General features: G+C 59.3%; 23 protein-coding genes. 11 read left to right on the forward strand and 12 right to left on the reverse strand.

Annotation, left to right across the window (positions count from 1 at the left end):
- The first annotated feature begins 351 nt into the window (after positions 1 to 351).
- The 4 genes from TNEU_RS08610 (at position 352) to TNEU_RS08625 (ending at position 3,397) form a co-directional block, all read left to right on the forward strand.
- A complete protein-coding gene (locus TNEU_RS08610; protein ID WP_012351040.1) occupies positions 352 to 1,377 on the forward strand; it encodes a hypothetical protein in 1,026 nt (341 codons plus the stop codon).
- Between the two features lie 561 nt (positions 1,378 to 1,938).
- Entirely contained in the window at positions 1,939 to 2,388 is a 450-nt protein-coding gene (locus TNEU_RS08615) for a hypothetical protein (protein ID WP_012351041.1), read from the forward strand.
- Positions 2,389 to 2,490: 102 nt separating this feature from the next.
- Positions 2,491 to 3,150 carry a hypothetical protein gene (locus TNEU_RS08620; protein WP_245521953.1) on the forward strand — a complete coding sequence of 220 codons (660 nt, stop codon included), beginning with the start codon at positions 2,491 to 2,493 and terminating at the stop codon, positions 3,148 to 3,150.
- Complete coding sequence (locus tag TNEU_RS08625; protein ID WP_012351043.1) at positions 3,122 to 3,397, forward strand: helix-turn-helix domain-containing protein; 276 nt, start codon at positions 3,122 to 3,124, stop codon at positions 3,395 to 3,397. Before TNEU_RS08620 ends, TNEU_RS08625 begins: the two co-directional genes overlap by 29 nt.
- Positions 3,398 to 3,768: 371 nt before the next feature.
- On the opposite strand, the gene TNEU_RS08630 is transcribed toward TNEU_RS08625, so the two are convergent.
- Together TNEU_RS08630 and TNEU_RS08635 are read right to left on the reverse strand one after the other, a co-directional pair.
- On the reverse strand, positions 3,769 to 3,972 hold the full coding sequence (locus tag TNEU_RS08630; RefSeq protein ID WP_245521955.1) for a DUF1646 family protein: 204 nt from the start codon (positions 3,970 to 3,972) through the stop codon (positions 3,769 to 3,771).
- Positions 3,973 to 4,115: 143 nt separating this feature from the next.
- The gene (locus TNEU_RS08635) at positions 4,116 to 4,562 is read right to left on the reverse strand and encodes a hypothetical protein (RefSeq protein ID WP_012351045.1); all 447 of its coding nucleotides are present in this window, start codon (positions 4,560 to 4,562) and stop codon (positions 4,116 to 4,118) included.
- A 236-nt stretch (positions 4,563 to 4,798) separates the two neighbouring features.
- On the opposite strand from TNEU_RS08635, the gene TNEU_RS08640 reads away from it, so the two are divergent.
- Entirely contained in the window at positions 4,799 to 6,061 is a 1,263-nt protein-coding gene (locus TNEU_RS08640; protein WP_012351046.1) for a zinc ribbon domain-containing protein, read from the forward strand.
- Positions 6,062 to 6,183: 122 nt separating this feature from the next.
- Here TNEU_RS08640 and TNEU_RS08645 read toward each other — a convergent pair whose 3' ends face one another.
- The 4 genes from TNEU_RS08645 to TNEU_RS08660 all read right to left on the reverse strand — a co-directional run bounded on the left by TNEU_RS08645 (position 6,184) and on the right by TNEU_RS08660 (position 8,277).
- The gene (locus TNEU_RS08645) at positions 6,184 to 6,723 is read right to left on the reverse strand and encodes a DUF6036 family nucleotidyltransferase (RefSeq protein ID WP_012351047.1); all 540 of its coding nucleotides are present in this window, start codon (positions 6,721 to 6,723) and stop codon (positions 6,184 to 6,186) included.
- 619 nt (positions 6,724 to 7,342) lie between these two features.
- Positions 7,343 to 7,756: a pepsin/retropepsin-like aspartic protease family protein gene (locus tag TNEU_RS08650; protein WP_012351048.1), complete on the reverse strand. Its 414-nt coding sequence runs from the start codon at positions 7,754 to 7,756 to the stop codon at positions 7,343 to 7,345.
- On the reverse strand, positions 7,728 to 7,868 hold the full coding sequence (locus TNEU_RS10330) for a hypothetical protein (protein WP_167827602.1): 141 nt from the start codon (positions 7,866 to 7,868) through the stop codon (positions 7,728 to 7,730). The genes TNEU_RS08650 and TNEU_RS10330 overlap by 29 nt, the downstream gene beginning before the upstream one ends.
- A gap of 217 nt (positions 7,869 to 8,085) precedes the next feature.
- Positions 8,086 to 8,277 carry a hypothetical protein gene (locus TNEU_RS08660; protein WP_012351050.1) on the reverse strand — a complete coding sequence of 64 codons (192 nt, stop codon included), beginning with the start codon at positions 8,275 to 8,277 and terminating at the stop codon, positions 8,086 to 8,088.
- Positions 8,278 to 8,550: 273 nt separating this feature from the next.
- Here TNEU_RS08660 and TNEU_RS08665 point away from each other — a divergent pair, with 273 nt between their 5' ends.
- Together TNEU_RS08665 and TNEU_RS08670 are read left to right on the forward strand one after the other, a co-directional pair.
- Positions 8,551 to 9,615, forward strand: a complete 1,065-nt coding sequence (locus TNEU_RS08665) for a hypothetical protein (protein ID WP_012351051.1) — start codon at positions 8,551 to 8,553, stop codon at positions 9,613 to 9,615.
- A 588-nt stretch (positions 9,616 to 10,203) separates the two neighbouring features.
- A complete protein-coding gene (locus tag TNEU_RS08670) occupies positions 10,204 to 11,841 on the forward strand; it encodes a hypothetical protein (RefSeq protein WP_012351052.1) in 1,638 nt (545 codons plus the stop codon).
- Positions 11,842 to 11,919: 78 nt separating this feature from the next.
- On the opposite strand, the gene TNEU_RS08675 is transcribed toward TNEU_RS08670, so the two are convergent.
- Genes TNEU_RS08675 through TNEU_RS08685 form a run of 3 tightly spaced genes read right to left on the reverse strand, consistent with a single transcriptional unit; the run spans position 11,920 to position 13,239 of the window.
- Positions 11,920 to 12,549 (reverse strand): hypothetical protein, encoded by a 630-nt coding sequence (locus TNEU_RS08675; protein ID WP_012351053.1) that lies wholly within the window; start codon positions 12,547 to 12,549, stop codon positions 11,920 to 11,922.
- Positions 12,528 to 12,842 carry a hypothetical protein gene (locus tag TNEU_RS08680; RefSeq protein ID WP_012351054.1) on the reverse strand — a complete coding sequence of 105 codons (315 nt, stop codon included), beginning with the start codon at positions 12,840 to 12,842 and terminating at the stop codon, positions 12,528 to 12,530. The genes TNEU_RS08675 and TNEU_RS08680 overlap by 22 nt, the downstream gene beginning before the upstream one ends.
- A gap of 22 nt (positions 12,843 to 12,864) precedes the next feature.
- Complete coding sequence (locus TNEU_RS08685; RefSeq protein ID WP_012351055.1) at positions 12,865 to 13,239, reverse strand: RidA family protein; 375 nt, start codon at positions 13,237 to 13,239, stop codon at positions 12,865 to 12,867.
- A gap of 44 nt (positions 13,240 to 13,283) precedes the next feature.
- Between TNEU_RS08685 and TNEU_RS08690 the strand changes: the two genes are divergently transcribed.
- Positions 13,284 to 13,889, forward strand: a complete 606-nt coding sequence (locus TNEU_RS08690; RefSeq protein WP_012351056.1) for a cysteine hydrolase family protein — start codon at positions 13,284 to 13,286, stop codon at positions 13,887 to 13,889.
- Positions 13,890 to 15,648: 1,759 nt separating this feature from the next.
- On the opposite strand, the gene TNEU_RS08700 is transcribed toward TNEU_RS08690, so the two are convergent.
- On the reverse strand, positions 15,649 to 16,650 hold the full coding sequence (locus TNEU_RS08700; protein WP_012351057.1) for a THUMP domain-containing protein: 1,002 nt from the start codon (positions 16,648 to 16,650) through the stop codon (positions 15,649 to 15,651).
- A 42-nt stretch (positions 16,651 to 16,692) separates the two neighbouring features.
- Between TNEU_RS08700 and TNEU_RS08705 the strand changes: the two genes are divergently transcribed.
- Both TNEU_RS08705 and TNEU_RS08710 read left to right on the forward strand, forming a co-directional pair.
- Positions 16,693 to 18,249, forward strand: coding sequence for a PINc/VapC family ATPase (locus TNEU_RS08705; protein ID WP_012351058.1), 1,557 nt, complete (start codon positions 16,693 to 16,695; stop codon positions 18,247 to 18,249).
- A complete protein-coding gene (locus TNEU_RS08710) occupies positions 18,246 to 19,025 on the forward strand; it encodes a class I SAM-dependent methyltransferase (RefSeq protein WP_012351059.1) in 780 nt (259 codons plus the stop codon). Before TNEU_RS08705 ends, TNEU_RS08710 begins: the two co-directional genes overlap by 4 nt.
- On the opposite strand, the gene TNEU_RS08715 is transcribed toward TNEU_RS08710, so the two are convergent.
- Both TNEU_RS08715 and rsmA read right to left on the reverse strand, forming a co-directional pair.
- The gene (locus tag TNEU_RS08715; protein ID WP_012351060.1) at positions 19,015 to 19,878 is read right to left on the reverse strand and encodes an MBL fold metallo-hydrolase; all 864 of its coding nucleotides are present in this window, start codon (positions 19,876 to 19,878) and stop codon (positions 19,015 to 19,017) included. The genes TNEU_RS08710 and TNEU_RS08715 overlap by 11 nt on opposite strands.
- 18 nt (positions 19,879 to 19,896) lie before the next feature.
- Positions 19,897 to 20,580, reverse strand: coding sequence for a 16S rRNA (adenine(1518)-N(6)/adenine(1519)-N(6))-dimethyltransferase RsmA (gene rsmA / locus TNEU_RS08720; protein ID WP_012351061.1), 684 nt, complete (start codon positions 20,578 to 20,580; stop codon positions 19,897 to 19,899).
- 32 nt (positions 20,581 to 20,612) lie between these two features.
- Between rsmA and gatE the strand changes: the two genes are divergently transcribed.
- On the forward strand, positions 20,613 to 22,436 hold the full coding sequence (gene gatE, locus TNEU_RS08725; RefSeq protein WP_012351062.1) for a Glu-tRNA(Gln) amidotransferase subunit GatE: 1,824 nt from the start codon (positions 20,613 to 20,615) through the stop codon (positions 22,434 to 22,436).
- The last annotated feature ends 10 nt before the right edge of the window (positions 22,437 to 22,446 follow it).

Raw genomic sequence — 22,446 nt, forward strand, 5'->3', positions numbered from 1 at the left:
GACGCCGGCGTCGTGAATCGACCACGCCGGGCCGCGGTTGCGGCTGCCGGCGCCGCTGGATGAATGTGAGAGAGCACCGCGCCGCGGGTCTAGACGGGGTAGCACCTACCGCCCCGTCCAATTCGTCGTGTTTTACGTTGTATCTCCGCAGCTGTTGTAGACTTGGAGTAGACAAGGTTTATATGGCCCGGCACAGCGGCGTTTCATGAAGGTACCGAGATCCGGCGGTTGCGTTGGCGGCTATTGTGCTGGTGGTTGCGTTAACACAATTGTCTATGTCAAGATCCGCTGTTTTCGGGGGTGAAGATTGCGAGACCAGATATGTAAATAGATTCTACGGTCTTGGTAGGTATGGCAACTAGGTTGCTGATTCTCCTACTGCTGGCGGCTGCGGTTTTAACGGCCGTAGAGGTGTATCACGGCCAAGTTGTAGAGTTTGGCAACCTCACTGTGGTGTACTCTGTTTACGAACTCCCGGCGGTGGGAGTTGAGCTAAACGGATGTGTCTACTACGTAGTACGTGGCCACGACCCGAAGGTTGTAGATATGTGGAGCCGCACGCAGAGAGAGCTCGCCGAGTTTTACAATTTCACAGAGAGGTGGCGGAGGGAGTTTCAATACGGGACGTGGCCTATTATAGCTGAGGAGCTTAGATCTGCCAACTACAGCGGATACCTAGATTTCTACTACTGTTGCGGCCCTCTTGTAAATAAGTCTATCGCGGAGAGGCTCTCAAAATCAAGCAGGTGGGTAAATAGGACGGTTTCGCTCGCCGACGCCGTAAGTAAGACGCTTAAGGCCGCAGGTCTAGACGTTGGGGGCGTCTACATCAACGTGTGGCAGGGCTTCATAAGCGTGGAGGCCTTCACAGACCCCCGCAGAGGCCTCAGCCAATATGCCAAGGTGAGAGGCGATCTTGACAGCGTATTTAAGGCGTATAAAGATAAACTGCTAGTGATTATAAACATAAAAGAGGCACCGGCTCCATCGCCTTATGTGGTGGGGCTGGATCCTGAGTCGGTCAGGAAGAAGCTCGCTAGGCTTAAAGAGGCTATATTCCAAGCGTATAGAGAAGTGGGAGTAGATGTGAATCCCATTGACGTCGTCACTGGCATAGGCGCCAGGGAGGGGCTCTACCTAGTTTTAATAGCACCGCCTAACGAAACGCACCTCCTAAGAGCACTTACAGAGAGAAGCGTCAAGGAGCTGGGGATATGCCCCAACGGCTCCGTAGTGATATTCTTTAAGACCGGCGCCCTTAAACCTGTCGGCGTCGACATACCGTGGCGCCTAGCGGCGCTGGAGGCCGCGGCAATGGCGACGGCCATCTCCGCCGCTGTCTACGTTGTCAAGAAGAAGTTGGTTAAGCCGAAATAAGGGTCCCGCGGGGGCGTTAACCCCCCTAGCCGCTTCAACAGTTGGATGCGACTATTACGACGCCTCAAGCCCCGTTGGGTTTGATCCGATACATAAGGCAATACTGACGTGCCGCCTCTTGTGTTAACCTCTAATGCGAAGAGGCGCGGCACTTTTCTGCGGCAATAGTTGAGATAGCTAACATAGAGCGCCTCCTGGAAATCTAATACCGCCGCCCTTCCGCGCCGCTTTGGCTAGACTGGGAAACACCCATGGCTAGCTGAGAGCTATTTAGTAGGAGATTTTCCGCGGAGTCCGGGACCCAGTGGCTAAAAGGTTGTAGGCTTTGTTTTTACGGCACTTCAGCCGATGTGTAGTAGAGGCTGATCTTTTCTTTATAGGTGTTTTACAGCGGGTCGCCGCTGGCTCTACATGTGGTTTACCGCCAAGGACTTACAACGCCGTTGCTATGTCTCACACCACCTCTAGCCCAACTCTTCCCGCCGCGTTTTACGTTGTATCTCCGCTGCTGTTGTAGACTTGGAGTATGCAAGGCCTATATATCCCGGCACAGCGGCGGGCGTGGAAAAGAGATCCAAAACGGTCAAGCTGGCGGCGCTCCTCGCCGCATTGGCGGCCGCGGTGATGGCCGTCGCCCTGAGCGCCGGCGCGTTTAAAGTGACGTACACATATGAGAACGGGGTTGTGAAGATGGTAGATCCCCAGGGCAGTGTACACACAGTTGCGCTGAATCTAAAGGAGGGGGTTAAGAAGGCTGAGATAAGGCTGTTGCCAAACGGCTCCGCCGTGTTGCTAGAGGGTGGGAGGCCCATTGCCATAATTAAGGAAATAGTCATGAAAGGGGGTGAGGCCAGGCGAGTCGAGTTCAAGTTGTTGCCCAACGGCACACTTCTGGTAATAGACGGCGGCAGGATCTGGTCTAGGGGTAGAATCGAGTGGAAAGGCGGCGCAGAGGGCGCCGGCCAGGCCGGTGAGAAGCCGAGTCCAGACATAATCAAATCGCCACGCTAACGCTATACTACCAATAATGCCTCTCCAGAAACCCATCTTTTTCTCTCGACGTCTCGGTTTGTTTTTCTGCAAATGATATTAAGCAGAGCCCCCCTCCGCCCCATGTCTCTACTTTTCCGTCTGTGCAGGTGGGCCCCTCCCCTCCTCTACCTAACCCTGGTTCACGTATGGCTGCTGCCTGTCTTGTTCCTCCTCTATGTTGGAGGCGCCGTGGGGGGCTTTGTCTTTCTGGCCACAGCCGCCTCGGCGGTGGCCGCCGCGGTTGTCGGCCTTCTCCCCGGGAGGAAGGGGGCCGGGGGGCTGGATCTGCTGGAGCTGTTCCACAGACGCGGGGGCGTCTGCGTCGCGGCTCCTGTTTTGTACGTCGCGTCCTACGCGGCGCTTGCGTTTGTCGCCACCACCTCGCTGTATCTCTACACAACCCCCCTGATAGTGATTGAGGGAGCTCCGGCGTCTGCCGCGACAAGCGCGGAGGGGCTGGGCAACCACACCGCGGCTCTCGTCGGCAATGTAACAGAGGTGGTGCTCCACGTAAGGGCCGTGGGAAGCGTGGCCCCGGGTGGGAGGTTTATAGTGGTTGTGAAGGGGGACGTGTTCTGGGGGTCAGCCGGCTGGGTTTTGTACACGGCTCTGTGGGCCGCCTTCTTCTACAGCGCCTTGGCGGTGGCGTTGGTCCTGGCGTGGAGGCTTGTGATGCGGTCGGCCGAGCTGGCTAGGAGGGCCGAGGTGTTTTATGAAAAGGCGAGGGAGATTCTATCCTGATCTCTACGTCGTGACGAAAATCCTGCTCCTCCTCGCAGATGGACGTAGCAGGAGAGAGGCGGCGCTGCTGTCCGGGGTGAGCTACAGCCGCTTTCAGCAATACGTGGAGTATCTAAAGGAGAGGGGGTTCGTAACGGGCGACGAGGAGCTGAGGCTGACGCCCAAGGGGGCAGAGGCCGCGGCTAGGCTCGCCCAGCTTATAAAAGAGCTAACGGGAGAGGAGCCTAGAGGCGTAAAGAGGAAGTAGCGTGACAACGCAAACGACAAGCCCCGCCTTTAGGGCGGGGGTGGATTTAAGCTATTTTCATGGGAGCGGTGAAGAGGGCTGAGAAGGGCTTAAACAGCAGTGCGCGCCATGCGGCGGGTCCACGGAAGATGGCCCCGGCGGGGGACACCCCGCCGCGACGCCCGCCCCAGCCGCGGCCCACCAACCCGGGGCAACGGGCGAGACCCCGGCAAACCCCGCCTCAGGGAGGTCATATCCCGATCGGGAGGGGGTTCTATGTGTTCCGCTTCGATGGGAGGCGCTGGGCTCTGGCGTCCTCTGAGGACGGGGGCTGTGTATACTACGGCGATGGGATGCGCCTCCGCCGATTCCAGTGCGCACTGTTTCGGGATTTAAACGACGCGTTTTTCTCGTCGAGGCGATCTCAGGAATTCGGCGATTCTCGGTACGACAGCTACTGGGTGGGGAGGCGCCTCTTTGAGAAGCTCCCAGCTCCACAAACCCGCCAGAGACACGCCGGCGGTACCCACGGCGAGGAAAAACGGCTCAATGTTACGCTCCACCCTCTTCGAAACAAGCGGCGTCACCACAAGCACAATGAGAAAGACCGTTTAGAGCGAGAACTGCTCAAACGCCGTAGAGGAGCCTCCGCGGCCCCCATGTCCAGTCCGCCATCACGTACGAGACCTAAGGAGCCTCAAGCGGATGTGCCCCGTACCTACCCTAGGCTTGGACAGCGTTAACCTAGCCTTTTATGCAGGCACAAGCCCTCCTCTACGTATCTCGGCAACAGCTTTAGATACTTCGAGCCGGGGCCGTGTGTTGCGATGTGTCTAACCGCCTCGTCGCACCGCTGTACATACAGCCCGCAGCGGAATCGCTCGCCGGTGACGGATCCTTCAACTACCTCGGCCTCCTTGCCCAGCCTGGTGCCGAGGGAGACGCGCCTCCGCCCCCTCCAGACGCGTAGCGAGGTTTTCACAGCCTTCTCAACAACTGCGTCGAGCGACGGGCATACGAACTGGAGATACGGGGGGTGAAACGGGAGGGGCTGCGCCGTACCTAAATGGGCGGCGAGGGCGGACCAGCCAGCCAGGGCACAGCCCTCCAAGACATATACGGCCTCGGCTGACAACCTAACAGCTCCGAAAAGCAGACACTCCCCTTCTCTAAAGGCGAGTACCATGCACCCTCCGCCATGAAAAATATAGTTTAAATTTAAACACGCCCTAAAGGGCGAAGCTTTCTGTTGTAACTGTAGGAGAGTAGAACTAGGGGAACCTTCAAACTACTATTTTAATAAGGAGTGGGAAGTAGACGAAAAGACAAAAATAACCGTGGAACGAGGCTCCCCTATGCGGCTCCCGGCCTCCCCGGGAGGATCGGAGGCCGTAGGGAGGTCGCTATCGAGTTGATTTTTCCATGGGAGTATACAGAGCGCTCAAGATCAGACTGCCCTATCGCCTAGTCGAGGAGCGGCCGGACGTCCTAGACCTCGCTGTAAGGATGCACCTAGCGGCCGAGGAGTACGCCAGGAGGCTGTTGAAAGAGCTGACGGGGCAGGAGGAGCTGAAGCTGACGCCGGAGGAGCTTGACGCTCTGTTGACGCCGGACAAGAAGGAGTTGGCGCACCGGATAATAGAAGAGACGTTCCCCAAGTACGGCCTCAGGAAGTACTTCATAGACCAGGCCAAGGTGTTCTGGCGCGACGTGGTGTTCCACAGGATGATCCCGCTGAACGCCCAACTTAGGATCGAGAACGAAAGGGACAGGAGCAAAGCCGTCTTCGTCGACCTTAAAAACGGTGTCATCAAAGTGCGGAGGTTAGAGGGGACTTTCGTCATTCGTATCAGGGAAAAGACAGCCAAGTGGATAAGGGAGAGAATAGCGGAGGGGGCCAAGTTGAAGCTCGCCTTTCTCGGCATAGAGAGGCAGAGGGGCAAGAGGGAGCCGACCTACAGAAAGTTCTACGTAGCGCTCGTCTTCGCCAGAGAGGTGACGCCTGTGGAGCCCAGAGGCGTTGTAGCCGTCGATGTGAACCGCCTCGACCACGGAATTGTCGCCGGCCTCCTTGTGGACGGAAAGCTGAGGCATACGCTGAGGCTCCCCGGCGAGCGGGCAATAAAAGAGCTGAAGAGGCTCCACGAGGAGATAAGCCGCCTCGACGAGCGGGCCGCAGGGGAGGCGGATCCCGCAAAAAGGAGGCAACTTGAGGATAGAGTCCGCTACCTCAAGTCCAAGCGGTATAGGAAGATAAGAGGCGTCGTTAAAGACGTCGTTGGCGAGATAATTAAGCTGGCGAGGGAGCATCAAGCCGCCATAGTCGTCGATACGATGGAGGAGGAGACGTACCGGGAGCTCAAGGAAGGGAGCTGGAGTGGAGAGAAGAAGCACCTCCTCGACGGTTTGGGCCAGCTAAGGAGGAGGTTGAAGGAGCTCGCCGAGTGGTACGGACTGCCGTACCTTGAGGAGCGCCTCTACAGCACGGTCTGCCCCCGCTGTGGAGCAGAGATGGAGGAGTTGAACAACAGGCGGATGCGCTGTCCTTCTTGCGGATTCAACGACGACAGAGACAATATCCCGTTGTTGTGGGCCAAGAGGCTGTACAACGAATTGATCGCCAAAGCCGTAGCCGGAGCACAGACTACTTCCGCCCAGATGGCGCTATCTCAGACCCAAAACTAAGGGTTTTTCTATAATTTTTTTCATGGAAGCGAGTCCCGGCCTCGGAGTCCGGCGCAAAGGCGGGGGCGCCGCCAGCCCCCAATGACCCGGGCTCCCTCGCCTGGGGTTGCCCGAGGGCGGCCCTAGGCGTGTCCGAGCCCTCCCGGAGAGGCCGGGCGCCGCAAAGGGGGGCTCCGCCAGATCTTCCACAGCTCCTTATCCAGACCCGCCTGGAGAGCCCTCTTTTTGAGGTAAGATAAGTCGAGCGGCAGTCTGAGAAGCCTCTTCAAGTCATCTATGTCTTTACGCTCGCCGCTGGCAAGCTTTAAGATAACTAGATCCTCCGGGGATGGGATAAAGACGCCTCCCGCCTCTCTACACCTGGAAATAAAGTCGCTGTCTAGCATGAGGGGCGCGTGGTATATATGGACGCCCGCCGCGTCGACGTACAGTCCCCACTTCCTCCACTGCACAGCGTAGCCTGCCCCCCTCAACGCTTCGGTGAGCCTATCCCTCACCTCCACAGTGAACGGCTGATCTATAGCCAGGTCCCAATCGGCCGTGTGCCTCACCACGCCGTAGAACTCCAAAGCCCGGGCCCCGATTAGAAATACCTTAAACCCCATGGAGCGGCATATCTCCACGACCCTCTTGACGCTGGGCGGTAGCCTCAGCTCGCTCACACAGTGTGTTGAAGAGCGCTTTTATATGGTTAAGCGCCGACGGCCCTCTGAGGTTCTGCTTCACCTCAGCGCCGAGCCGTAGCACATCGCTGTGTTCAGCTTCCAGAGGCGGACGCTTCGATATCCACACGGCCGCCCTGTATTTCAAAAAAAATCGGTAGCGTTGCTCAAATTAGCCGAGACATCGAACATCAGGCGGGGAGGGGGTCATCCCGGGGAATACGGCCGCCTCCGCCGAGCGCGCGGGGGGGTCACCCGTGTGCGCATGCGCGTTGCGGCGGCCCCGACTACGAGGGGGAGCTGAAAACGGGAATGTTTTCTCGGCGGGTTTACTTCAGGTATCTTCCTGCAAAGAGCGCTTGTTTTCGGCGGATTCATTTCAAGAAATTTCAGCGACTTCAGCGGAGGCGCCGAAAAAACCTGAAGTAAGTCCCCTGATTTTCGGCGCGCCGTACGGGAGGAAACCTGAAAGGCGTTGTGCAGTGATAAGGGTGGCAGAGACTGGACTGTAATACCTCTGGGCCTACCAAGCAGTTCTGGCGCCACATCAACGGCGGCTGGAGGCTGAAGACACAAGCCCAAGCTGGACGAGAAGCTGGAATTAGGCCAGCTGTTGGGTTTAGCCGCGGCGGGGCCAGCGTTGCGGCTCTACGGAGCTCCTCAACGCCTCCTCATCTTTAAAACGCCAGTGCCCCCTCTTCGCGTCGAGTATGACGATGCCCAGCTCCCCAGCTAGGAAGTCGCTTATTAAAACCTCGTCGATGTAGGGGTTCACGAGTATGTTTACAGAGGCCCGCCTCCCCTCCACTTCGATCTCAGCGCCTGCCTCAATATACACCATCTCAACCTCGCCGCCGCCCGTATCGGCCGACACGACTCTGGCCGACTTGGGAGGCCACAAGCCGAGCCTCCTAGCCACCTCGACGGGAACCGCTACGTCAGGAGCAGAGGACTCAAAGCCGGTGTTTACAAGCGCGGAGGTCTCGACCTCGCGCCTTCCGGCCCTAAGTCTTATCCTCACCCTCAACGCCATAGAAAACACCCACCACCCTCTTCACCCTGATGTAACCTATCTTGATCTGGGGCCTCTTAGCCTCCCTATACGCCTCGAGCAGAAGCTCCACCTCTCGCGGAAGCTCCTCCACAAACAGAGTGTCGTCTATATTTAAAAATTTTGCTAACGGCGGCGTAGAGGCCGCGTGGCTTTTAAACTTCGGCCACACCTAACGCTTTGTGGCAACGCAAACAACAAGCCCCGCCCTTCAGGGCGGGGAGGGGGTCATCCCTCTGAGGCCCAGGTGTGGAGGTGCCACATCTGCGCCTGCCGGCGTGGACGCGGCCCCGCCGGTTTAAATCGTGTCGTCAACGTGGCTGTTCGGACTTAGCCTTCTGCGACACCTCGCGGCGGCGGGCGGCGTTGTAGGGTCCCAGCCCGGTGGCGTTTACCAAAACCTCAACCCTCACCCCCCTGGTGTAGCCAGCCCTCAGCCAGAGGACCTGCTTTTGTGAACCTCGGCTCTGAGACACGCCGTGCGCCTTAGCCACCTCGGCCATGGTGCCCAGCTCGGGAATCCGCTTGCCCTCACCAGCGCCCCCTCGAGGCCGAGGTGTCTAGGTGGTTCCGTCGAGCCCCCGCAAGGGGGGCTTGGGATAAGGTTCGAATCCCGGCCAGGGCTTTTTTACCGGTATGATCCTCAGCGAAGGCAGGTGTTTATGGGCGATTGCCGACGTGTTGCTCAGTTTTCCTGCCGTGTTTTACGTTGTATCTCCGCCGCTGTTGTAGACTTGGAGTATGCAAAGCTTATATATCCCGGCACAGCGGCGGGCGTGATTCTAACTCAAATATTCAGGCTGGCGGGGGTTGTGTTGCTTGTCGCGTTGGCAACCGTGTTTGCGTCTTCCGCGTCGCTTATTGAGAAACGTGGCTCGGTTGTGGTGGAGAACCTGACAGCGCTGACGGACGTCCTAAGGCCTACCTATGTGTTTGACTTGGGTGCATGCTCGGCGTATGTCTACGTGGCGAGGAGTTTCAACGACACAACCCCCATGCTGTTCCTCTCAAGGATGGAGAGGCCTCTGCCGCCGTTCCCATCACACAGCTTTGAAGAGCTTGTGGACGCCGTTCTACCTCTCGTGGGTCCAGAGGTGGAGGTGGAGGTCAGCATCTACGGGGTCTCGGACGCAGGTAGGGGGGCATATCAAGTATCTAAGATCGTGAAAGTAGCCGCTCGCAACTATACAGAGCTTGAGGTTGCTGTAGGCAGGGCGCTTGGGTTGGAAGTCTATAGAGACCCATCCAAGGGGCTTAACGGAAATGGGACTGCGCAGAGTGGCCGACGGGAAATTGCAGTGATTGATCGGGTTGTGATGAAGACGCCGAAGGTCAAAGTCTTACTACGGCGCGGCGACCCCCTCATTATAGATACTATAAGCTCCGCCGAGGCGGAGGGGATAATCAAAGCGGTTAAAGAGAGGATAGGCGACTTCTCGGCTATCGTAACTGTGGGCCCATATTGGGCGGGGGGCGACGAGGAGAATGAGAGGCTCAGAAACGCCGCAATGCGACTAGAGGAGGAGATGGGGACTGTGAGAAAAACAGAGAGAGGAGTTGAGGGCATTATCCACCTCTTTACACTATCCTCCGCAGGCCCCCGGGTATTCGTCTTCCCGTACCCCAACGGCACGAGGCCGCCGGATGAAAAGACGGCGGAAAAAATAGTGAGGCGCTTCGTCGAGCTTTCTGGGTACTGCAAGTCGCCGCTGATAGTGGAATTCTGGCCTAAGACTGGCTACGAATTTAGAGAGCCCCGCGATGCGCCGCCTCTATGGGCGGCCGCCGTGTTGGCAGCACTTGTACCACTAGTAGCTATATATCTCCGCAGACGGAAATGACCTCCTCCCCGCCCTAGAGGGCGGGGCTTTCTGTTGTAGCGAGGGCTTAATAGCGGCAACCAACGCTTTTTCAAACGTCGATAATCATCTTCCCCTCGACGGAGCCTTCATCATCTCTAAGCCGCCCAGGCGCCCACAGCGCGATTTCAAGACCCCCCCAACGGCCGTAGGTCTACCGTCTACCCACCTGGCGGGTTGTAAAGAATAGTCATCACACGTCCCTGGGAGTCCTTACGACGCTGCCTGTGTTCACCAAGGCAACGAGGACGTCGGCTCTAGGCGTGGAGATCGGGAGAGGCGCAACGTAGCGCCGAGGGATACGGCCACCCCATAAGCGACGCCGACGATAGGCGTTGGATGATAAGACAATGGCCGTAGAAGGCCCGCTCCGTGATATGCTTAAGGGACGTCGGCCACGAGCTAATCGGGTTTTTACAACCGAAAGCCCCGCCCTTCAGGCGGGGAGGCGGGTCAGCTGTCCACTTTCACAGGCTACGCACATTTCTCCGCCGCGTTTTACGTTGTATCTCCGCTGCTGTTGTAGACTTGGAGTATGCAGGGTTTATATGGCCCGGCACGACGGTCACTATGGCTCATAGAAGCCGAATACTCAAGCTGGCGGCGCTCCTCGCCGCATTTGTGGCAGTGGTGGTAGCCGTGGCTTTAACCGCCGGCGCGTTTAAAGCGGCGCCTTATTACCAGAGTAAAGACGGGAGGGTTGTCGCCTACCTAGCTCCTAGCGGTGGTGCAGATCTGGTCTTGGAAGTTGTAGACAGCGAGGGGCGGCCTGTAGATTTCACGGCGTTTCTAAGCGGCCCCGCTGTTGACAAATTTAGGGATATCGGTGTGGTGAAGGGGAGGGGGAGGGGCAGGATCGCAATCGGCGAGTACGTGGCCGAGGCCGCCCAGCTGGCGAAAAAACTTGGCTACAAGCCAAACGAGGTGAGGTTCGGCATTGTGGCGTTTATCACAACTATTGAAAAACAGGGGAACGAAACCTACCTCCTCACAGACATAATCTCCATCCCGGTGGGCCCCGGCGAGGCGGTGGGCAGAGAAGTCGTGGCGAAGGTTAAATTTAAGCCGAGGTTCAAAGTCAAGGTAGACACAGGCAGGCCGCCGAACGCCGCCGGCGACGTAGCCCAAGCCGCAAATGCCCAAAATACGCCGCCAGACACGATGGATATGGGCTGCGTCTCGCCCATAGGCCACACCACTTGCTACAGATATAGAGCAACAGAGACCTACTCCTCATCTGCAGAAGGCGTACCGCTCCTCATAACGAGAGTAGATAGCTATGACAGTAAATATATATATGCAGTCCTGCATAAACACCATATAGATCTAAATTCTCAAACTACAACATCAATTTCATTTGAAATGTCATTTGCAGTATTTAAAAAAGATGTTAATAACAACGACTTTGAAGTCCAGGCTATAGGCCCAGGATTCGAAATTGTGCTTGGCCAGCAGACAAAGAAGATATTACTAGATCTTTCATGTCGTTTTGCTCCGGGTACATCTGCGGTATGCTACTCTGGAACATCTATGTTTACGCCGGCTAATTCTTACTATGCCGGTGATAGTATTCTGGCTACAGGTCTTGTGGGGGATGTCAGAGCGGTGAAATACGTTTTAGAGGAGAGGTGGTGCTACATTTCCCCCTCGGGAGCCGTCTACTGCGGCCAGTGGACGCCTACGTCAGTAGAGGCGTGGGGTGTCTGGCTGGCTGGGCTTTGGGGCGGAGACTCCTTCCTCCTTTACGCCGAGGTTAGCAACAGCCCCTACAGCCGGGACGATAAACTTGGCTATCTATACCAATCTATGTTGGAACTCTACCAGTTGGGAAAGGTAAATACAAGATGGCTACCGGATTACTATGTTGATTACTATTCAATTAGTTGGAAAACTCTTGTGTCGAGCTCGCAGTCGAGCAACTACTTTGCCATAGGCATACCCGCCGGGGCTGTTATTAACTGGGTTATTCTCAAGAGGGGCGTTGTCCTGCCTGATCGCATTTCAAAGGGACTTGATAGTTTAAGTGTAGGCGTCTCCGTGGGCACATCAAGAATTGATGTATTTAGTTATTATGCTACGTTAGATATTATTGCAAAAACCAATGTTTATTGGTCGCCATTTTATTATGAGCTTGAAAACTACTATATCAAAATGGAAGATAAGTACTACAACGTACCTGTCGCTATAGTTAGGCCATATATTTGGTAGTTAATAGGAATTCCCTACCCTTTTTTCGTTCCTGAGAGTTTGGGAGTGGTGTGGGCTGTTTTGGTCTATTTGTTTTTCTCACCACTTTGGCTGTGGCCTCGAGTTGCCTAGTATTGTCTTGTATGTGTTTTCCCAGCCTTCTCTTATGAGTTTGTGGTATGCCTCGTCGAGGTTTATGCTGTCTACTATATGTGCTATGAATTTGGTGATCCACGTGGCTAGTTCTGTCTTCTTCTGTGGGGTGAGGGTGTGCCACAGCTCGTGTGCGGCTTCTATTGGGTTGGGTGGGTGGGCTCCGCATATCACGAGCTCCTCTCCTCCCACGGTGCCGAAGACAAGGGAGGGGGTGGGCGGGGGGCTCGGCGGGCGGCTGAAGTAGGTGTCCCACTCCCTTAGGTCGATTTTCCCATATACCCTCGCCTTTATGACCAGGGCGGCTAGCTTGGCCGTGGCCATCTCCCTCCGCCGGAGGTCCTCTGCGGAGCCGTAGCAACGCCAGTCTGCCTCTACCTCGTGGTAGAGGGCTAGGAGTGGCTCTAGGTACCTCTCCAGGGGGCCTAGGTCTACTGGCCGGCCGGCGCAGAGCTCCCTGGGGAGCGGTAGCCAGAACTCGCCGAGTCTAGGTGCGGTTGCCTCTAGGAAGTCTGCGCAGGCCTCGACGCCTGACCTCGTGAGGGATGTGGTGGCTATGAACAGGGCTTTCCGCATCTATACTCGGCGCAGAGGGGGTGGCCCTCCGGCGCCGCCACGACTACCCTGTCCCGGGGGAGGCTGGGGAGTAGCTGGGCGAATTCGGGGTAGAGGTATATCTTCTCGGCGGCGTCTAGGAGGAGGATGGCGAGGTTTGGGTCCTCGACGTGTGCCTGGATCCCGCCGTCTACCTCCTCTGGGTTGACCTCCGCGTATTGGTCTATGTGCACCGCGCCTATCTTCTTGGCGCAGTGCATGGCCTCCCTCCCGCCTCCGATTATGAAGGTGGTCGGAACCCGGTTCGTCTTCACCTCTCAGCGCTGCGAGTCGTCGTCACCTCACGGCTATTACCGCCACCTCTATTAATACGTCTTTCGGCAGGCGGGCTGCCTGTACCGTGACGCGGGCGGGGGGCTTTTTGAAGTACTGGCTGTAGACCTCGTTGTATTCCTGGAACGTGCTTAGGTCTGCGAGGAAGACGAAGGCCATGACGACGTCCTCCAGGTTGTAGCCGGCGGCCTCCAGCACGGCTTTTATGTTCTCCATGACCTGTTTGGTCTGCTCTCTTATTCCGCCTCTCACCACCTCCCCCGTCTTTGGGTCTACCGGTATCTGGCCTGATACGAAGAGCATGTTGCCTGCCTTGACCGCCTGGGAGTAGGGGCCGATGGGCTTGGGGGCGTTTTCCGTGTATACCACCTCCTTCACGTCTGGCCGTTTGAACGTATTTAAATGTGCTTCGGGGCTTTTTCATGTTGCCGGAGGTGGTGCGGGTGCCCAGGGTGAACGTGGTGGATAGGGTCTCGCTCCCCTCTGGCAAAACGGCTGTGGTGGTGGTGGATATGCAGAACGACTTTGCCCACCCCAGCGGGAGGCTGTACGCGCCTTCCTCCCGCGAGATCATCCCGAGGATCGCCTCCCTCCTGGAGAGGGCGAGGAGGAGCGGCGTGCGGGTGATATACACAAAGGACACGCACTACGGGGACGACCCGGTGGAGTTCCCCATCTGGGGGCCCCACGTCGTTAGGGGAACCTGGGGCTGGGAGATCGTAGACGAGCTGAAGCCCAGGGAGGGGGACGTCGTGGTGGAGAAGATGAGGTACGACGCCTTCTTCGGCACGCCCCTCGACCACATACTCCGGATGTACGGCGTCCAGCACCTGGTGGTGACGGGGACCGTGGCCAACATCTGCGTCCTCCACACGGTGGCCAGCGCTAGGCTGAGGCTCTACGACGTGGTGGTGCCCGTCGACGCGGTGGCGGCGCTGAACGAGTTCGACTACGCCGCCGCCCTCAGGCAGATGGACTACCTCTACCGCGTAACCCTCACCAAGACAGACGGCGTCGAGTTCGTATAGGCGCCAGCCTCTGCGCTCGGCGCCCGGGCCGCCTTCATAGCCCTGACGAGATGGCTCTATACGTCCCCCTATCTTCTTCCTGGCCCCTCCCGGGGGGACTCAGGGGCCCGCCCCGGGTACACCGGGGCAAGGGGGCGGGTCATGGGACGGCCGCGAGTCGCCTGTTTTTACAACAGTTTGGCGCCCCCGCCAACCGCCCCCAGGGGGCCGTGCGTCGTTCATGGGTGAGAGGTGGTTACGAGGTTAAGAATGTGATGGTCGCCGAAAAAGTTTGTTGATTTGTCTTCTGGAGGAGTTCCCAGTAGCGTTTTTCTGCCCATATCACCGGCACGTTGTCGCGGTGCGCTCTGAAGCCGCAGGCGGGACAACGCATGAAGCGGCCGTTTTCCTCAACCATCCTAGCGTTGCATCTGGGGCAGACGGCTGAAGGCAGGCGCTCCTCCATATACGGCAGTCCGTGTAGTTGCGCCAGCCCCCCCTCAGCCCCCTGAGGCCTTCGGACTCCAGCCTCTCCGCGAGGTCTCTCGGGTTCACCCTGTCCTCCTCCGCGCTCACCACGACCGCGGCCCGGCGCGCTCTGGCCCTCCGCCGGAGTTGAAACGTTCACCCGCCTGACGGCGCCGTCGGGCAAGTGAGCCGAAATAGTTAAGAGGATGCTTCTGGCTATTCACCTCCGTGCCACATGCGGATATGGGCCAATCTGAACGTCGTCTCACAGGGAGACATTCTGTTAGTAAAATAGCATATTTTTTAGTGCCTATTATTCCAATTTCATTTTTCTCTTATTTTGTCTTTACTGGCAAGTTTGATATGCTCGTGTTTCTGCTTCACACAGCCGTTTTCCTGGTGCTGTATTATGTAGCTCTAGCATACTGCGGCCCTGACGGCACCACATTCGTGTTCCTAGCTTATACGACGGCGGCGTCTTTTTCTGATCGCGATATAAGTCGCGATATAATTAATATATTGCTTATGTTTGTGTTATACCCTGTATCGCTTGGCTTGGTCTACTTATTCAGGCGCGATTTCTGTAGAGCTGCGCGTGAGGTGTAGCGCCGATTTGCCGCGGGGCTCGGCGGAGGCGGCTCTAACGCGGCCTCTTCACAACAGCGCTCCCGACTCAACCGCCCGACGGCGCCGTCAGGCAGTTGAGTCAAAATAGTTGAAAGGGTATTTCCGGCTTTTTGTAGTGGCGGGCGGGGGGAGGCGTGAAGCTACCGTGCACACCGCCAGCGCCGCCGGGCGGATGCTGACCGCGGCTTCCCCGTTTACCCAGCGTCAGCTTTCCGGCGCCCTACTCGCTCAAACCTCGACGCCTAGCTTTCCCCCTCGCGCCCTTTACGCATATGAGCCAAGTATACAGAACGTTGAAGGTGGAGATACCGTGGCTTTTCGTCGAGGAGCGGCCGGATACGCGCCTGGGAAGCCGCCGCGGCCGTAGAATACGCCGCCTCCGTGTTGGCAATGTACTGGCCGAGCGCGGCGAAGATGATTCTGGACGGCGGCTAGCGCCTTCTGCGCGTGGGATTCGGCGGAGTCGACGCGGCATCGCTTGCCGCCACGACGGCAAGCCCGACCTTCGCCCATGCCTCCCTTAACCTCGTAGCTACACTCTTCACATGAACGGCGTCTGGCCCTGGGGCGGTTGACGGGGGCGGGAGACGGCGAAAATCGTTCGACGCCGGGTCCCCCGGGTGGGCCGTCTCCCCGTCCCGGCGTGTGCGGGGCGGGCCACCGAGTCCCCAGGCGGCCACGAGAGTTAGGGGGAGGTGGGGCATATTCTCCCCACTATGATGCTGCTGTATAGGCCTCCTTGGTATATGACTCTTCTCATGATTATCTCGCCTCCTACTTGGCTTGTGAAGGTTTTGTGTCTGGGGGTTATTGTGACGTAGGTGGCGCAGTGGCGGGTGAGCTTGCGCATGGCTTTTCCGAGGAGGCGGTATAGCCTTCCTATCTTGCCGGGTATTCTGAAGCCGTATGGGGGGTTGAATATGTATTTGTCGCATATGGGGCGTACCGCTCTATGTAGTTTGGTGGAGTCGAACCAGAGGAGGTCCACCTGGGGGTAGCGGGCCGTGTTTAAGGCGGCGCCTTTTATGTGTTTTAGGGATATGTCTACGCATATGTATCTGGCCCAGGGGGCGTATTCGGCCGCCTCTGCGGCTATGGTTCCGCCGCCGCATGTCAGATCGCATATGGTCTCCCCGGGGGCCGGCTTGGCGAGTCTGGCCATGGCGTGGGCGATTATGGGGTTTAGGCTGGCGTAGTGCTCATAGGCGCGCCAGGGCCTGTCTTTGAGGCTTTTTTTGGCCACGGTGATCCACACCGTGACGTAGTTGTGTACTACGTCGACGTTTATCTCGACGTCTGGGTCGACTAGGCTTATGACGTACCCCCTCTCCTTTAGCCACCTCCCCACCTCTCTCTCCACGTCGCGTGAGGTGAAGGGGTGCTGGCCTACTCTTTCGCAGCGGATGCCGGCTGTGGTGTTTCTGGTGAGGTACCTCTCCGCCTTTGGGAGGTGTGTTGCCGCCAGGGCGACTACGTCTTGGAGGGTTTGGGCCGTGCCTTCCCCTAGGAGGATGCCGAATCTCTCGGCGGTTTTCAGCTTGTAGAGGTGGGCGGGGGGCGCGTCTATCTCGGCGGCGACTCTGCCGGTCATGTATATGGCTTTTGCCCGCCTGGCGTGTAGCCTCTCGGCCAGCTCCTCGGCGGCTATGTCCTCGAGGCCTGGGACGGTGGTTATTAGGTAGTGCACAGTGTCTGTAAAATCTTATATATAGAGTGTATGTTGGGTCCGGTGGAGAAGTACGTGGCGGATAGCTCCGTGGTGTTGGACGGCTCTTTGAAGGAGGCCGTGTTGGGGGGGAGGATACGGGGGACCCTCTTCCTCCTGTCGGAGATGGTGGAGCACTTCGCGTCGCTGGCTAGGAGGGGGGATGGGATCGGGCTGGTGGGGATGGAGGAGCTGAGGGACCTCTTCGAGTCTGTGGAGAAGCTGGGGCTGGGGGATTTCCTGAAGGTGGAGGTGGTGTCTGTGGGGAGGAGGGTGGAGGCGGAGGAGGAGCTGGACGCCTACGTGAGGCGTTTTGCGAGGGAGAACGGCTGCGTCTACGTCACGAGCGACGAGCTGGCGAGGGATGCGGCGGCGGTGCAGGGGGTCAAGGTGCTTTTCCTGGGGAGGCCGCGGGAGGTGTTGGCCATAGAGAGGTTCTTCTCAAAGGACGTCATGTCTGTCCACTTGAAGGAGGGGCTTCCTCCGTATGGGAAGGTGGGGCGGCCGGGGAGCTGGCGGTTTGTCCAGCTGTCGCCGGAGCCGCTGGATAGGAGGCAACTTGACGTGATCGTGAGGGAGCTGGTGTCGGAGGCGGCGAGGCTCAGCCCTAGGACGAGGGTGGAGATCAGGCGGCCCCACTCCTTGATCATCCAGCATAAGGATCTGAGGATCATCATAGTGTTTCCCCCCGTTTCGGAGAGGCTTGAGATCACGGCGGCGAAGCCCGTGGTGCGGAAGAGCATATGGGACTACGGGCTCGATGGGAAGGTGGTCGAGCGGCTTGAGAAAAGCGCCGAGGGGATACTGATCGCGGGGGCGCCTGGGGCGGGCAAGACCACCTTCGCCCAGGCCCTCGCGGAGTTCTACCTGAGCAAGGGCAAGATCGTGAAGACGCTGGAGTCGCCGAGGGATATGGTGCTGAGCCCCGCCATTACGCAGATCTCGAAGAACTTGGCCACGTCTGAGGAGGTGCACGACATCCTCCTCCTGTCGCGGCCCGACTACACCATCTTCGACGAGATGAGGGACACGGCGGATTTCCAGCTCTACGTGGACCTCAGGCTTGCTGGGGTGGGGATGGTGGGGGTCGTCCACGCCACCTCGCCTATAGACGCGGTCCAGAGGTTCATCAGGAGGGTGGAGCTGGGCATGATCCCCTCCATAATCGACACGGTGATCTTCATGAAAGACGGCGAGGTGAAGAAGATATACGCCCTCTCCATGGTGGTGAAGGTGCCGGCGGGGATGAGGGAGGAGGACCTCGCCCGGCCGGTTATCTTGGTCAAGGACTTCCTCACGGACGAGGTGGAGTACGAGATCTACGTCTTCGGCGAGGAGACCTTCGTGGTGCCGGTGAAGAGGGGCGAGGAGAGGGCGCCGAGCCGCAAGATATACTCCATGGTGGTGTCCGCCTTGAAGCGCTACGTGCCCCCCGGCGAGATCAAGCTTGAGGAGAGGGATGGCCTCATCGTGATCAAGGTGCCCGAGGAGTACCTCGGCGTTGTCCTCTCGAGGGGGGTGACGAAGCTGGAGAAGCTCCGGAGGAAGCTGTCGGTGGACTTCAGGATAGAGCCGAGGTGAAGCCCGCCCAGCCTTCTCGGCCGCCCGCCGCGAAGGCCGTCGCGGAGTACTACGACTCGGTGGCCCGCGCATACGGCGATAAGTACCTGGGGACGTGGTACTACAGGACGCTGTATAGGAAGCTGGGGGAGGTCCTCGACCTCTACATCAGGAGGGGCATGCGGGTTCTAGACGTGGGGGCCGGCACGGGGTTCTGGACCTTGTACATGCAGGCGAGGGGCGCCCGCGTCACGGCTCTGGACATATCGGGGGAGTCCCTCAAGGCGTGCCGGTGCGGCGATAAGGCGCAGGGGGACGCGGCGTCGCTTCCCGTGAGGGCGGGGGCCTACGACGCCGTCACGGCGCTGGGGAGCGTCTACAACCACCTCGGCGATTTGGAGAAGGCCTTCGCGGCGGCGGCCCACGCGCTGAGGAGAGGGGGGCTCTTTATCGCCGATATAGACAACGCCGTGTGTCTAGACATGCTGTATGAGTACCTGCTCTTCCAGGGGCTGGGGCGGCTGAGGGACGCCCTTATCCGGGGCGTGGTAAGGGGGGTGTGGGAGTCCGCGGATGGGGAGCTCCCCTTCAACTACTACTCCTACTTCTACGTAAAATCGGCGCTGAGGAGGGCGGGGCTGGAGGTGGTGGACGCCCGCCCCATATACCTCGTGCCGCCTCTCCCCTCTAGGCTGTTGCAGAGGCGGTTTAGGCTGAAGGCCTTTGAGAAGTTCGACCTGCTGAGGAGGCTGGCGCCTCTGGCCACCACAGTGGTGTACGTGGCGGCTAAAGTCTGACGAGGACGGTGTCGAAGTCCTCCGGCACGTAGACGTGGGGCGGGGGCTTCACGGAGGCCGCGAGCTCCCTGTGCCTCCTCTTGTCTGGGTACCTAGAGCTGACGTGGGTGAGGATGAGCACGCCGGCGTTGAGGGCCTTCGCGGCCTCCACCGCGTCGGCGACCGTGGAGTGGCCCTCCTCGTGGGCCTTCTGGGGCTCCACGTCGTCTGCGAAGGTCGCCTCGTGTATCAACACGTCCACCTCGCCCACCTTCCTCCACATCTCTGGGCAAGGCGCCGTGTCCCCCGTGTAGAGCAGGCGGCGTAGCCGCTTGTGTCCAGGCTCCGCCACGTCCTCCGGCTTGATCAGCCGGCCCCCCACCTCCACGGGGCTCCCCCTTATCAAGCTGGTGAGCGCCCACCGGGGGAGGCCGGCCGCCTTGGAGAGATCCAGCTTGTAGCCCACGTCCCACTGGAAGAGCCATCCGCAGGCGTCCACGGTGTGGCACACCTCGACGCAGCTGACCCTGAGGCGGTCCCCGCCGTAGCTGTCCATCACCTCTACCCCCAGCGCCTCCAGCGCCTTGTGCATCGACCGGGGGGCCAACACGGCGGTTCGCCCCCCGAGGAACCTGCTGGTTATGACGAGTCCCGGCAGGCCGAGGGTATGGTCCTCGTGCTGGTGGGTGATGGCCACGGCGGTTAGGGAGGCCGGCGACACGCCGATCTGCAGTAGCCTATACTGCGCCCCCTCCCCCGCGTCTAGGAGGAACCTGTGGCCGAGCCAGTCCTCGAGGTATATGGCTGGGAGCGTCCTGTCCGACCTAGGCACGGCCCCGCCTGTGCCGAGGAACACCAGCTTCAAAAGAGGCATAGGCGGAGGGCGGCGCCGCTACATATGTTTTTTGTACAGCTCCACGATCTCCTCGAGGGAGAGCTGGTACACTCGCCTGTCCCCCTCCCCGAGCCCAAGCCGCCGGAGGGTCTTGCGCCGCGCCGAGAAGAGCCAGGCGGTGAAGCGCTGGAACCCGTCGAAGTCCTCTACGCAGGGCGGTCTGGGGGTGAGGCGCACGACGGCGGAGTAGACCCTTGGGGGCGGCTGGAAGACGCGCGGCGGTAGCGTCCTCAGCACCTCCACCTCGTAGTGGCACTGGACGGCAACCGTCAGCCTGCCGTAGTTCTCCCCGCCGGGCGCTGCCGCGAGCCTCTCCGCCACCTCCCTCTGGACGGTCACGACGGCGGGCATCCTGTGTCTGGCCAGCTTCATGAGGAGGGGGGAGGTGATGGAGTAGGGGATGTTTGAGACGAAGTAGTCCGCCCTGGGCCACTCCACCTCAAGCGCGTCCCCCTCGATTACGACGACGTTGGGGGGAGCGGTTTTTCGGAGGAGCTCGGCGAGGCGCCTGTCGACCTCTATGGCGTAGACCGTCCTGGCCCTCTCGGCCAGGGGGATAGTTAGGGCTCCCCTGCCCGGCCCGACCTCCAAGACGTCGAGGCCTGGGGGGACCAACTCGGCTATGTACCGCGCCGCCGAGGGATCTCTGAGGAAGTGCTGGCTCCACCGCCTCCTCCGCACGACATATTTAAAACCGGTATTTATATCGCCACGTGGACTACAGATCGCTTGGGCTTAAGACGGGCCTTGAGATACACATACAGCTGAACACCAGGAGGAAGCTCTTCTGCCACTGCCCGCCCGTGTTGAGAGACGACGAGCCTCACTTCCGCCTCGAGAGGAGGCTCCACGTCTCCGTGAGCGAGCTAGGCGCCGTGGACCCCGCCGTGATGTGGGAGGTGAGGAAGAGGAGGCGCTACGTCTACGAGGGCTACCGCGATACCACATGCCTAGTGGAGCTGGACGAGGAGCCACCTCATCTGCCCGACGAGGAGGCTCTGGCGACGGCGGTCGCCGTGGCGAAGATGTTCAACGCGAAGCTTTTCGACGAGATCCACGTCATGAGGAAGACCGTCGTCGACGGCTCCAACGTGTCCGGCTTCCAGCGGACCATGCTCGTGGCCTACGGAGGCAGGGCCAAGATCCTGGGCTACGACATCGGGGTGGAGACCATAGCTCTTGAGGAAGATGCCGCTAGGAAGATAGCGGAGGAGGGCAAGACGGTTATCTACCGCCTCGATAGACTGGGCGTACCCCTCATAGAGATCGCGACGGAGCCTATGACGTACACGCCGCAGCAGGTGGAGGAGGTGGCCTGGATAATTGGATACAGCGTGAAGATCACGGGGAGGGCCAAGAGGGGCCTCGGCACGGTTAGGCAAGACGTAAACGTCTCCATCGCTGGGGGCGCCAAGACGGAGATCAAGGGGGTGCCCGACCTCTCCCTAATACCGAAGGTCATAGAGTACGAGGTGCAGAGGCAGCTCAACCTTCTGAGGATCGCCGAGGAGCTCAAGAGGAGGGGGGTGGGCAGGGTGGAGCCCTCCCTTGTGGACGTCACGCAGGCCTTCGCCAACACGAAGTCGAAGGTGGTCAAGAGGGTGCTTGAGGCGGGGGGGCGCGTCGTGGCTTTGAAAACCCCAGGCTTCCAGAAGCTTCTGGGGGCCGAGGTGCAGCCGGGCAGACGCTTCGGCACAGAGCTGGCGGACTACGTGAGGGCTTGGACGGAGCTCGGCGGCCTCCTCCACAGCGACGAGCTGCCGGGATACGGCATTACGGCGGAGGAGGTGAGGGAGGTGGCGGCTAGGGCGGGCGCGGAGTCCTTCGTCCTCCTTATGGGCACAGACGAGAGGGAGCTCGCGGAGGCGGCGGCGGTAGTGGCGGAGAGGCTTAACGCGGCTCCGCGCGGCGTGCCGGAGGAGACCAGGGGGGCTAACCCAGATGGCACAACGCGGTTTCTCAGGCCTAGGCCGGGCGCCGCTAGGATGTACCCGGAGACCGACATCCCGCCTGTGAAGATAACCTTCGAGATTTTGAGGAAGGCCGAGGAGGTGGCGAAGGCGAGCATCGAGGGGAAGCTTGCCGAGCTGACGTCGATGGGCTTGAGCAGAGATATGGCGCTTCAGTTGATAAAATCCCCCCACCTGGAGAAGTTCGAAGACCTCGTGGCGAAGTACAAGGTGCCGCCTCAGCAGATAGCCACGATCCTCCTAAACGTCTCCAAGGCCTTGGCCAGGGAGGGGGTGGAGGTGACCGACGAGAAGATCGCCTCTGTCCTAGACGCCTTGGCGAAGAGGGTCATCACGAAGGAGGCCGTGGAGGAGGTGCTGAGGAACATGAAGGCCGGCGAATCCGCCGAGGAGGCGGCGAGGAGGCTGGGGCTGCTGAGGATGCCCTACGACGAGGTGAAGAAGGTGGTGGAGGAGGTGGTGAAGGCTGTGGGGAGGGAGAAGGCGCTGGGGGAGGTCATGAGGAGGTACAGGGGGAGGGTAGACGTGGAGGACGTCAAACGCGCCATCTCTGAGATACATTTTTAAGGGCACTCTT

Origin of the sequence: Pyrobaculum neutrophilum V24Sta, from assembly GCF_000019805.1 — an archaeon.
GTDB classification, from domain to species: Archaea; Thermoproteota; Thermoprotei; order Thermoproteales; family Thermoproteaceae; genus Pyrobaculum; species Pyrobaculum neutrophilum.